Genomic DNA, 12,240 nt, shown 5'->3' on the forward strand with positions numbered 1-12,240 from the left:
AACCATGTTGATTGACCGTTATATGCTCGAAATACAATTGGGCGTTAAAAATCTGTTGCTGCATAAACTGCGTTCATTTTTGACGATGCTTGGCGTGGTCTTCGGCGTGGGAAGCGTTATCGCAATGCTTGCCGTTGGAGAAGGCGCCAGCAAGGAAGCGCTTGATCGGATCCGAAAACTGGGTAGCCATAACATCATTATTTCATCAGAGAAATCCGTCGAAGAAGAATCGTCAACCAATTCGCGCGGCGGGTTTTTAAGCGCCTATGGTTTGCTCTACGAAGATGAACGGCGCCTTTCCGAAAGTTTTCCGAGCGTCAGTAAAACGGTCCCGGTCAAAGTTGTGCGCCGGGAAGGGCGGCTTGGAATGCGCGCGATGGAACTTCGTATTATTGGGACGACGCCGAATTGGTTCGAACTGGTGCAGCGCCCTGTTGTCGCTGGGCGCATCATTGTTGACCGCGATTTTGAAACCAAAGCGAACGTCGTTGTGTTGACGGAACACGGCGTACGGAAACTGCTTGCGACAAGGAACACCGTCGGGCAGGCGGTTCGGTTGGGCGGTGAATATTTTGAAGTCATCGGGATCACTCAAAACGCGGGAATGATCGGCGGCGATATCCAAACTCCTGATCAGGAAATTGATGCGTATGTTCCTCTCAATGTCGCGCGGGAGCGCTTTGGCGACATTTTCTCAAAACGGGTTGCGGGGTCGTCCACGCGCGAAAAGGTGGAACTTCATCAAATTATCGCCGAAGTTCGTTCCGTCGATGAAGTTGAACCTACTGCCGCTGGAATCGAAGCGATGTTGAAGCGGTTCCACAAAAAAGTTGATTATAAAATGAGCGTGCCATTGGCGTTGTTGCGCCAGGCGGAAGCGACAAAGCGCACGTTTAATATCGTTCTGGGTTCCATTGCAGGCATCAGTTTATTGGTCGGCGGAATCGGAATCATGAACATCATGCTGGCGTCGGTTACAGAACGTACGCGCGAAATCGGCGTACGCCGCGCCATCGGCGCGAAGAAGAAACAAATTATATTTCAATTTCTAATTGAGACGGTTGTGCTTTCAACCACAGGCGGTTTGATCGGTATGGGTATTGGCATTTTGATTCCCTGGTTGATTACGTATTTCGCCGACATGCCGACCGTTGTGACATTTTATAGCCTGTCTTTATCGCTGGGCATCAGTATGGGCGTCGGGATTTTATTTGGCATTTACCCCGCCATTCGCGCCGCCAATCTGGACCCCATCGTTGCGCTGCGGCACGAGTAAGCAATCATGCCGCGACCATCTATTCTGCCTCCCTATTTCATCTCAAAGAAAAAATCCCTCAGAGAAATATCTTTGAGGGATTTTATTTTCATACCAACAACAAAAACGGACCATTGGATATTTTTTACAAATTCAATTGAGATTTTGCTGCATGAGGCATGGGTACAACTCTGCTCGCTTCAGTGCGGGCTTTCATGCCCTCATACAGCAATGTCATTTATTTAAGGAGTGGCAAGGGCAAGGCTGAATAAAATGAAGCCAGCCCTTGAAATATTGTTTGAATGTATCGCTTTATTTGTGCTGTTTTGAAATCCCCCCTGGCGCTTTCAGCGCCGTCCTCCCTTAAAAAAGGGGGCTAAAAGTCTTAAGTCAATGTTATTGCCCTATTGCACAGGCGCTCCCCGAGTTACACCCATGCCTATACCGGATGAACCAAAAAGAATGAGTTTATTTGATGGGAAAATTATAAAAGAGGAGAGGATTTCTATTTCCGTTGCAACGAAAAAGGGCGTTTTCCCGTTAAAGAAAACGCCCTTTTTATTACAGATTTTCTAAAGCCGAATTAGATCGTCCAGCCGTTGTGATATTCAGGTTTAAGGAACGGTTCCGCTTTATCAGTATTGGTGGCTTTCATGTTTTTGCCGTCCCAATACAATTTCTCGCCAGAGCCAATGGCTGCGTTTCCTAACATCGCCATTTCTGTTAAGAAGCCGCCGTATTCAAAGCTTGCGCTGGCTGGTTCGCCGCCTTTGCAGGCGTCTACCCAATCGCGATGGTGACCCTTGGAGCGCACAATTGTTTTCGCTGGCCGCTTGTAATTTTCGTTGAGCGAATGAGGCAACAAGACCGGATCGCCGGCCCAACCGGGGCACATGATTTTGCCTTTGCTGCCGACGAACAATATGCCTTGGCCGCCGCCCACCAGTTCTTCACCTGGAGCGAGTTCTTCCGGCAGACTGGGCATCATTTCCGTATACCAGGTCAATTTCACTGGCGGCATGTTTCCGCGCGCCGGGAAATTGTAGTAAACCATCGAAGCCAGCGGGAAGGTGAAATCTGTGTTCCCATATTGCGTGGCTTCCACGGTGGTCGGGTGGCCTAGTTCAAGCGCGTAGAACGCTGGGTCCGCGTTGTGACAGAAGAAATCGCCCATGGAACCGGTGCCGAAGTCCCACCAGCCGCGCCAGGTGTATGGCGTGTAATCAATGTTATAGGGGCGCTTTTTGGCGGGCCCAAGCCACAGGTCCCAATCAAGACCTTCGGGGACAGGCTGCGCTTCCGGGAAGCCTTCGCGGCGTCCAACGCGCGCGCGGCTTTTTGTCCAGGCGTGTACTTCTCTCACTTCGCCAATGGCGCCGTCTTGAATCCATTCTTTTGTGCTGCGGAGGCCTTCGCCGCTGTGGCCCTGGTTGCCCAACTGGGTTGCGACTTTGTTTTTCTTGGCGCATTCAGCCATCATACGGCATTCATACACCGTACGCGCCAGCGGTTTCTCGCAATACACGTGCTTGCCAAGGTTCATCGAATCCATGGCTGTGATCGGGTGGGTGTGGTCAGGCGTCGCGACGATGCAGGCGTCGATTGATTTCTCGTTTTCAAGCATTTCGCGGTGATTGATATAGACTTTGCACTTGGGGTAGTCTTTGGTTGAATCATCCGACTCATAGCGAAGATCGACAATTTCTTTCGCCGGGCCGCGTCCCCAGGTTCCGCCATAATAAAACCGACTGTAGTCGTTAGACTCAGTCACATCACAAATGGCCATCACCCGGCAGTCTTTTTGGCGGATAATTTCTTTCATGTTTTGCGTTCCGCGACCGCCGGTTCCAATAACGGCTACGTTCAGTTTGTCGCTTGGCGCTACGTTGTCCGGGCCGCCCAACACATAGCGGGGGAGCACCATCACTGATGAGATGGCTGCGCTGCCGTGTATCATTGCCTTACGTCTTGAAATTTTTTGCTGAGATGTTTGTGTCCTTTTCGTCGATTTCATTCTTCCAGCCTCCCAGACTGTCATACTTTGGGATTTACGAATCACGGTACTATCATACCAAATCTGAGAGCCTTTTCTATCCAATTGAACCGTTTTTGCTTTGCGCGAAAATCTGTGAAAAATAGTAATCGCTATCAAAACTCTAGCAACCACTTATAGAAGCCATCTCATCAATGCTTGGTCTTTGGTTGCGTACGGCATGGGGACAGTTTTGCTCGCTTCCTTATGCGCAGGCGCTCTCAGAGTTGCACCCGTACATGACTTATTTTTCAATTTTTGATATATCGGAAACCATTTGCCTAATCAATAGTATGGTCATCCATCAATGTAAGTAATCACTTACAGGATGAACCAAAATATTCAAAAATTATCAATTTCATTAATAGAAATTGACGATACTATCAGTTCTGTACATTTATCACTCTATTGTTATTTTCACGCTTGCTAGTTCATGAAATATCCGTATAACAATTACATGACATTCTTAAGGATTGAATCGACTTAGTTTCTTAGTTTCTTGCATTGTTATTTCAAACCGGAATAACGCTTTCTCTTGGGGATATGAAATGAAAAATGGTTTTACATTAATTGAATTGCTCATCGTCGTCGCCATTATTGGAATTCTCGCAGCGATTGCTGTACCTAACTTTTTGAATGCGCAACTCAAAGCGCGCATCGCAGCCACCGAAGGCAACATGAAAGCCATCGGTACTGCGCTTGAGATGTACTCGATTGATTACGGTAAGTATCCCAACACCTATCTGCCCGACTCCGTAACATTTATTAATCCGCGCATCATCCGTTTTCGCCGATTGACTACGCCCGTCGCATATATGTCAGCGAGCGTACGCGACGTTTTCAATACAGTCGATTTTCAAGAAAACGCCGTCTACCCGTTCTGGGGACCCGACACGATGGACCATCGAAGGATGGGGACCTGGTTTGACGATCCATCAATGGCGACATATAAAAATCAAAAGGGCGGTTGGGCCATCATGAGTTTTGGTCCCGACCTCGATTTTGAATCAACGGAAAAGCAATACTTGTTATGGTTTAATTTAACGAATGGATTAAACAGCGACGGTGACATTTATCGCGTCGGCCCTTGATGTGAAGTTAAATCTAATTTGGTTGTTACTATCTCTTTGGAGGATGGACATGATGAAACCGTTTTATACTGCTTGTTCACTTTTACTGCTCACATGCTTCGCGACCGCCTCTTGGTCTCAACTCGACGAATCAAAGTTAACCTGGAAACCCGACCGGGGCGTCTCACTGAACGGTTATAGCAATTATTATGAAGTCGAACCGAGTTCAGACTTTGACGTATTTGCAATCACCGTCGAAGCCTGGGTGAAATTTCGCGACAACGGCGGTCAGCAACAAGTGGTCGGGCGCGGATCTGGCAGCCAGTTCTTCACCCATTACGCCAACAATGGAAACTACCGTTTTCTGGTTGAAAACGTCGGCGTCGATTACGGCCTCGCCGAAATTGAAGTCCCTCCGGTTGATACTTGGGTGCATATAACAGGAACCTATGATGAAAATATGGTTCGCCTGTATTACAACGGCGTATTGGTTGCAGAAACCGAACACCCCGGCGTAATGAACGGCGGCGACGTCCCTATTTTAATTGGAGCGCTTTCACCCGGTGAACGCCATCTCAATGGATTAATTGAAAACATTCGCATCTGGGACAAAAGCCTGTCGCAAGAAGAGATCGACCAACTACTCTCGACGGCGCCAACTGATGAAGATATTGATGCGATGAAGAGCAACGGCTTGGTTTCGTATTGGAGTTCCAGCGCCTCATCCAACGGTGAATTGACGGATATGGCGGGCAACCATAATGCTGTTCTTAAAGAATTCACTCTGGATGAAAGTCAACTTTCGTTTAAGCCGGAAGGCGGTATTTCATTTGATGGAAAAAGTACTTACATTCAAATTGATGACGTTGCAGACTTCAATGTATCCGCGTTTTCCGCTGAGGTTTGGGTTTACTTTGACGCATCATTTCAAAATCAGGTTTTCATGAACCGCGGTGGCGCTCCATCTGACTTTACGTTTTACCTTTATGATCGCGTTCGCTTTTTGACGCAAGATGCAAGCAGTTACAGCCACGCGAATGGCCTCGTTCCTCCAGCGAAGACTTGGGTTCATATTGTCGGGACATTATCGGAAGACGGAACCAAGCGGCTTTATTACAACGGCATCCTTCAACATGAAATCACCAGTTCTCCGAATCCAACGAACAATGACGATACGCTTTATCTTGGCGCACTAGAGCCGGGCAGCCGCCATCTCGACGGTCAAATGGAGAACATGCGCTTCTGGGGCAAAGCGTTGAGTGAAGAAGAAATTCTCGCTTTGCTGCAAACGCCTCCTGAAGAAGAAGACATCCCCGCGATGGTCAGCAATGGCTTGATCGCATATTGGGCGCTCCGGTCGGTAGACGGAACGACGATCGCAGACTTGAGCGGCAACGGTCACGACGGCGCGGTGAGCGCATTTGAAATTGATAAAAGCCATCTCACCTTTTCTCCAGGAGACGGCATTCATTTTGACGGCGCCAATACATACGCGCTCTATGAAGATCCGACGCCGTTTGACATTGACCTCATCACCGTCGAAGCCTGGGTCAAACTCGCGCCTATTTTTCAACTGGTAGATATCGGCAATCGCAGCATCGTCAGCCGCGCAGGCCTCGATGTTAGTTTTTCATTATATGGCAGTAATTCCTTCGGCAACCGGCTGCACTTCCAGATGGGCCCGTTTGGCGACGCCGCAGCGCCCATGCCGCCGTCGGATGATTGGATTCATGTTGCGGGAACCTACGACGAAACGACGCTCAACCTCTATTACAACGGCGTATTGGTTGATAGCGTCAATGCCCCCGGCATCATTGATTGGCCGGACGGCCCGGTTTTCTTCGGAGCGTTTTCGCCAACATCGAGTGTATTTGAAGGCTCAATGGACTACATTCGCATTTGGGACCGCGCATTGTCTGAAAGCGAAATTCAAGAATTACTTGCGACCTCGCCAGCAGATGAAAATATCTCGCAAATGGCGCAAAACGGGCTAATCGCTTACTATTCATCCAGCGCAGCGACCGATGACATGCTTGAAGATTTGAGCGGTAACAATATCAACGCTTCGTTGATCGGGTTCTCACCCGTCGCCAACTGGAGCCTGTATTAATCAATGAACCAGCGCTGCATAATGATAGATACAATCATGAGGAGGCGGCCATTCGCCTCCTCTTTTCATGCGCGTTTCGTCATCAACTGTAAGGAGAACTGATATGATTTCTTTTCGCAAATTCCATCGCCATTTGATTCTACTTTTCCTATTGCTTTTGTTCCCTGCGTATTTGTATGCTCAGGATGGTTGGACTCCAACCAATGGAATCGAATTCAACGGATCGAACCAATATATTCAAGTTGACGCGCTCAATGGCTTTCAAGGCAACGAGTTTACCTTAGAAGCCTGGATTCAACTCAACCACAACGACGGCAGCCAGATTTTTATGAACCGGGGCGCCGCCAGCGAAGAATTCACCTTCTATTTATATGATGGAAAAATACGGATGCTGACGCAAGATCAATCCGGCTATTCACACGCCAACGCCGATCCTCCTCCAGCGGGCGAATGGTTTCATTGCGTCGGCGTTTATAAAAATGACGGAACAAAACAACTGTTTTATAATGGTGAATTGAAGGCGACTACACGCGGCGCCCATCGCCTGTTGCAAAATGATTCGCCGCTCACCATCGGGGCCTTTTTGAACGGTTTCATAACGGAACGCTTTCTCGATGGGCGTATGGAAAACATTCGCATTTGGAACCGCGCTCTCCCGCAAGAAGAGATTAACGCGCTAGCGAAAGCAGACCCAAGCAATGACAATTTGACGGTGTTGCGCGAGAATGGAATGATTGCCTACTGGTCTTCGCGAACGCTTCACGGAGACACGATTCAGGACCTCAGTAGTTACAACAACCACGGCAAATGGATTGAGTCGAAACCCGCCGAATTAATCGTTAAAACCCTCCCGGCGCAAGGCTACCAAGGCATCTGGTATAGTAACCAGCCTTCCGATGACGAATACCGATATAAATACAGCGGCGGGCTGGGGACTTACTGCGCCAAACATCGCCACCACGCGCAGTATGCGCCCGAAGTGAATAAAACCTTTTTCGTCTATGGCGGAACCAAAGGCTATCGCGAAACAAATGCGTTGCTGATGATGGTTTCGTATTATGACCATGCGAGCAATCAACTCGCCCGCCCGGCTATCCTGCAAGAAAAAGGTACATCAGACGCGCACCACAATCCCGTACTTGAAATTGACCCGCAGGGCCACTTGTGGATTTTTGCCAGTGCGCACGGCGGTAAAGACGGGTTCATCTGGCGCAGCGTAAATCCCTATTCAATTGATGAATTTGAGTTGATTGAACAGAAAGAATTCACTTACCCGCAACCGCGCTTCGTCCCTGACTTTGGGTTCATGTTTTTATTTACGAAATACACGGGCGGTCGAGAGATGTACGTCAATACCAGCGCTGACGGTTTGCAATGGGGCGCTGATAAAAAAATCAGCGGCTTCGGCGGACACTATCAGGCCAGCGAACAACACGGCGCCGTGCGTGGAACGGCGTTTAACTATCACCCGCCCGTAGGCGGTCTCAATGCACGGACGAACATCTATTACATGCAGACGAAAGACTTTGGCGAAACCTGGACGAACATCCAGGGCGAGACGCTGCAAATTCCACTCGACAAGCCAGACAACCGCGCGTTGGCGCACGACTACCAGGCGGATAAAAAACTGGTCTATCTCAAAGACCTGATCTACGATCCGAGCGGTAATCCGGTCATCTTTTACACACTCAGCGACGGTTTTGAATCCGGCCCGGAGAACGGCGAACGCATGTTGACCATCGCCCATTGGGTGGGCGACGAATGGCGCTTCCATTCCGTCGCCGCCGTCGATCACAATTACGATATGGGGTCGCTTTGGATTGAGCCGGGCGGCGCATGGAAGATGATTGCGCCTACGGAACCCGGCCCGCAAGCCTATTGCACCGGCGGCGAAGTCGCCCTGTGGCAGAGCGACGATGAGGGAGAACACTGGCGCAAGGTCCGCCAACTTACCTCTGGCAGCCCGCGTAATCACACGTATGTTCGCCGCGTTTTAAATGCGCATCCCGATTTCTACGCCTTTTGGGCGGACGGCGACGCGCTTAAGCCTTCGATTTCGCGGCTGTATTTTTGCAACCAATCCGGCGACCGCGTTTGGATGATGCCGCCGGAAATGACCAGCGACTTACAAGCGCCCGAATTGTACCTCGCTTCCGAAGTGAAGATGCATTAATTCAAACCAAATGTCCCCCCCGCCTTAGAAATGGGGCGGGGGGGACATTTTTTATCGTAAATCCCTTTACCTAACTAATAAACCACGAACGGCTCAAACAAGCCATAGCCGATGGTGTCGTATTGTTCGCCTGCGGGCTGTCCGCCTTTGGGGTTTTGATGAAACGCGCTGGGCCATGCTCTGCCGCGCATCTGTCCTGCGTGATGCGGTCCCAACAGGTTTTTGAGGCTTCCCATTACAACAACCGAAACCGTATTCTCGCCGCGTTGTAGCGCATCGGTGATGTCGAGACGATAGGGTTGCCAAAGAATATTGCCGACTGCCTTGCCGTTTACTTCGACGCGTACCGCTGTACCGAGCCAATTGGGCAACTCGACATAATGTTGCGACTTATCGTTAGCGCCGAGCGTGTAGGTTTGTTCATAGGCAACCGCGTCTGAATAAAACGGAGCGCCCTGTTGGTTCCATGCGCCCGGTTGCAACGGCTGGGGCGGCGTGACGGCGTAGCCGTTTTCAACCGACTTCAAATTGAACTCGCCGAAGAGGTAAGCCGGTTCCGCTTCCATGTGGAGCGAGAATGGTTTCGCAGCCGTCGTGATAATATTCTCACCGTTCTTAAGCCATTCCGGTTTGATGGAATAGACAGTAAACGCGCGGTCAATGCGCCATTCGCCGGGATTGGGTTTCACAACATGGTTATTGATTGTCACTGTATAGAAGCCGCCGCGTTCGACGACAAACTCCAACGCGGGCATGTCGTTGAAGCCTTCAATGGTAAATGGGTATTGAAACTCGAAACCGGAATCCGCGGGGAAGTGGTCGCGCTTGAGGATTTCATCTTTGAATTGCACCGCGTTGTCCCACGGGTTTTTGTCGAAGCCGTGCGCTTTGTAGACGGCGGTTTGTGCGTCATAAAAATACGCGCCCTGTTGTTTGCTTCCGTTGACTTCATAGTTGACGTAATCGAGGGTGAGCACGTTGGCGTCTTGCCGCGCAATCCGCATTTCACCAGAGGGTGTAAGCGGCTTTGATTTTTCTTGCCAGGTTTGGGGCGCGACTGTTTGGTGATTGGGCTTGTTGTTATACACCGCAAACAAGGCGCTGCCTGCGGGCGGCAAATTAAAATCAAACGATACCGCGCCGCCGTCTTTTGTATAATCAGCCGTTTCAATTTTCCCGGTTACAGCGTTCCAGTGTTCAGCGTAGGCGCCGTTGATTGTTGCGCTGCCTTTTGATGAATCTTCGAGACTGGTGTTGATGAGAAATACCAATTTGCCGTCGTCCAGGTCGCGGGCGAAATGAAAGACGCGGCCTGCTTCTGGCGCGTCGGCGTCGATGACGACGCCAGCGTTGCCCCAGCGTTGCGCCAGTTGTTCGGCGGTGAGTTTTTCGTCGGTCCAATTATCGCCTGCGTGTTTTTTTATTTCTTGCGCGGCGTCGCTTTTGGTTCCGCCTTCATAGGTTGGGACGCCGACGTAGCTGACAATCGTCCCGCCGTTGGCGGCGAATGTTTTTAATAACTCAATGGTGCTTGTTTCTAATGCTTCTAGCCCTGGTGGAAGTACAACAACATCATACGCGCATTGCCCGACGATAAGTTGCTTGCCTTGCGCCTTGGCGATCTCCGCCATCACGGGTTCGCTGCCCAGGTCGAAGGCGATTTGCTTCGCGCCCAGTTCTGTGACATAAGATTGGAACTCTGCGCCCAGGTGATTGAGTTTTTCGCCCTGGCTGCCGCTCCAGTTATACATCCACATGGTGACGGTCGGCTCAATGACGAGAATCGGCGCGTCGGCTTTCCCGGCGGAAAGCGCCCACGACAAGCGGCCAAAGTAATCCATTGGAATATGAAACGCATCCCAGAAGGGCTGGTGATACGAGAACGATTGCGGATGGTCGCGCTTTCTGGCGCCCATGATGGTGTAATAACTCAGGTGCGGGTTCATCAGATTTACGCCGCCCGCAAACAGGTGGTCGCCGATTCGTTTGACGTCTTCCAGGCGCAAATCCCAGCCGCCGGCGCCGTAGGTTTCACACAAACGGCGGGTGCGGCCCAATTGGTTGGCAATACTGTCGAGTTCTTTATTGGCGCGGTAGTTGCCGAATTGCGCATTGGCGCTTTCGCTGTATTCGTTCATCAAGCAGTCGATGCCGGGCCATTGCTGCCAGCGATAAAAACTCATGATGTCCGGGTTGTGGTTCAAATGGGGCCAGCCGTGTTCCCAGACGTGGCCTGTTAAAGCAATGCCGCGTTCGGCGCATGCTTTGGAATACGGTTCCACAAAATTATCTATAAACAATTGAAGAATGGTTGCCGAATAATCGTGCCGCACCTTGCGCCAGTCGCCCACGTCGCTGTGGATGGACGGCAGGCAGTCGAGAATGTTGTAACCCCAACGCGCCTGAAACGCTGGCGGGACCATCGACGACCAAGCGCCTGCGACTTGCGGCTCGTCGGTGAAAGACGCCAGCACGGTTTTTCCATAGAGGTCAGACAAGACGGAATCGTACGCGTCGAAGGTGAGGTCAAGAAAGCGCTTCGATACGTCAGGGCGCATGACGTCAACATACGTCTTGCCGCCGTACCAGGGCGACGGGCCGGGGTATTGTTCTGTATAAAGGATGTAGTCGCCCTCGGCTAAATTTAGGTCCGCTGCGGAAAGCGTTTCGCCTTTTGGGATCGTAGGCAGTTCGACCCGTTGATATGCGCCGGTTTTTTTATCAGCAATTTTGTATAGTGCAATTGCAGTTGAATTGAGTTCGAGCGTTTTTATCTGTTCTGCGCTGATGTCTTGACGGCGCAACGAAACCTGCCCCGAGCCGGGAATCTCATCGGGGACATGACCGCCCGCGAAGCCGGACGGATAACTGTTTTCATCATAAATGTAAGTCACCATGCCGCGCTTGGCGGATTCATCCGCAGTGAAGCGCCACATCTCAAGCCAACGGTCAGACAGATAGGGCGTAATTAAACCGGGGCGGGGATGAACAAAGACGCCGCCGAAGCCGCCCGCTTTGAATTCGTCTAACTGGAGCGCAAGTTCTTTTTCTTCCATGTCGCCGTTCCATGTGTAGAGCGGGGCGGGGCGATACGCGGCTGGCGGGTCGGCGAAATGTTCAAGCGCCTGTTTCAGCGAAGTGATTTTCACATCGCCCGGATTGGCATGAGTGAATAACGCGCTGGCTGTAATCAGGATGCTAAAGAAGGTAGTAAAAAGAACTTTCATTGAAGCGTCTCCCTGTTAATCAAAGATGATGGCTTATGTAGTATGCGGCTGTGTACGGAATGACAGCGCAATTGTCTAGGATTATTTCATAGATTTACGATAAAGTGGATAGGGAGTATCTGTTTAGGGAAAAAATGAAGTTATTTCGAAAACTGAGTGTTTTTTTTACTTGGTTTTTGGCGTGGGTGCAACTCTGCTCGCTTCAGTGCGGGCTTTCAGGCCCTATGCACAGGCGCTCCCAGAGTCGTACCCATATAACTTACGATATGACCATAACGACGCGCTGCAAGACTAGGCGGGATGGATCGTGAGCATTCCCTCTTAAGCAAACCACCTATCATCCCGACCCGAATTTTGATTGAATAGAGACCGA

The 12,240-nt window shown here is 50.5% G+C and carries 6 protein-coding genes; 4 read left to right on the top strand and 2 right to left on the bottom strand.

Annotated features, from left to right (window positions below; all coding sequences use genetic code 11):
• The first annotated feature begins 4 nt into the window (after window positions 1–4).
• Entirely contained in the window at window positions 5–1,276 is a 1,272-nt protein-coding gene (locus P9L94_15425) for an ABC transporter permease (GenBank protein ID MDP8245474.1), read from the top strand.
• 562 nt (window positions 1,277–1,838) lie between these two features.
• On the opposite strand, the gene P9L94_15430 is transcribed toward P9L94_15425, so the two are convergent.
• Window positions 1,839–3,269 (bottom strand): Gfo/Idh/MocA family oxidoreductase, encoded by a 1,431-nt coding sequence (locus tag P9L94_15430; protein MDP8245475.1) that lies wholly within the window; start codon window positions 3,267–3,269, stop codon window positions 1,839–1,841.
• A 566-nt stretch (window positions 3,270–3,835) separates the two neighbouring features.
• Between P9L94_15430 and P9L94_15435 the strand changes: the two genes are divergently transcribed.
• From P9L94_15435 to P9L94_15445, 3 genes are all read left to right on the top strand, one after another.
• The gene (locus P9L94_15435) at window positions 3,836–4,378 is read left to right on the top strand and encodes a prepilin-type N-terminal cleavage/methylation domain-containing protein (GenBank protein MDP8245476.1); all 543 of its coding nucleotides are present in this window, start codon (window positions 3,836–3,838) and stop codon (window positions 4,376–4,378) included.
• Window positions 4,379–4,427: 49 nt separating this feature from the next.
• A complete protein-coding gene (locus P9L94_15440) occupies window positions 4,428–6,467 on the top strand; it encodes a LamG domain-containing protein (GenBank protein MDP8245477.1) in 2,040 nt (679 codons plus the stop codon).
• A 103-nt stretch (window positions 6,468–6,570) separates the two neighbouring features.
• Window positions 6,571–8,640 (top strand): LamG-like jellyroll fold domain-containing protein, encoded by a 2,070-nt coding sequence (locus P9L94_15445; GenBank protein MDP8245478.1) that lies wholly within the window; start codon window positions 6,571–6,573, stop codon window positions 8,638–8,640.
• Between the two features lie 74 nt (window positions 8,641–8,714).
• Here P9L94_15445 and P9L94_15450 read toward each other — a convergent pair whose 3' ends face one another.
• On the bottom strand, window positions 8,715–11,867 hold the full coding sequence (locus tag P9L94_15450; protein ID MDP8245479.1) for a glycosyl hydrolase: 3,153 nt from the start codon (window positions 11,865–11,867) through the stop codon (window positions 8,715–8,717).
• Between the last annotated feature and the right edge of the window lie 373 nt (window positions 11,868–12,240).

The sequence above is a fragment of the Candidatus Hinthialibacter antarcticus genome (assembly GCA_030765645.1).
In the GTDB taxonomy this organism is placed as follows: domain Bacteria; phylum Hinthialibacterota; class Hinthialibacteria; order Hinthialibacterales; family Hinthialibacteraceae; genus Hinthialibacter; species Hinthialibacter antarcticus.

Bases quoted from the DNA above. Each gene is read 5' to 3' on its own strand.
- P9L94_15435 (MDP8245476.1), top strand. From the start codon at position 3,836: ATGAAAAATGGTTTTACATTAATTGAATTGCTCATCGTCGTCGCCATT.
- P9L94_15440 (MDP8245477.1), top strand. From the start codon at position 4,428: ATGATGAAACCGTTTTATACTGCTTGTTCACTTTTACTGCTCACATGC.
- P9L94_15425 (MDP8245474.1), top strand. From the start codon at position 5: ATGTTGATTGACCGTTATATGCTCGAAATACAATTGGGCGTTAAAAAT.
- P9L94_15445 (MDP8245478.1), top strand. From the start codon at position 6,571: ATGATTTCTTTTCGCAAATTCCATCGCCATTTGATTCTACTTTTCCTA.
- P9L94_15450 (MDP8245479.1), bottom strand. From the start codon at position 11,867: ATGAAAGTTCTTTTTACTACCTTCTTTAGCATCCTGATTACAGCCAGC.
- P9L94_15430 (MDP8245475.1), bottom strand. From the start codon at position 3,269: ATGAAATCGACGAAAAGGACACAAACATCTCAGCAAAAAATTTCAAGA.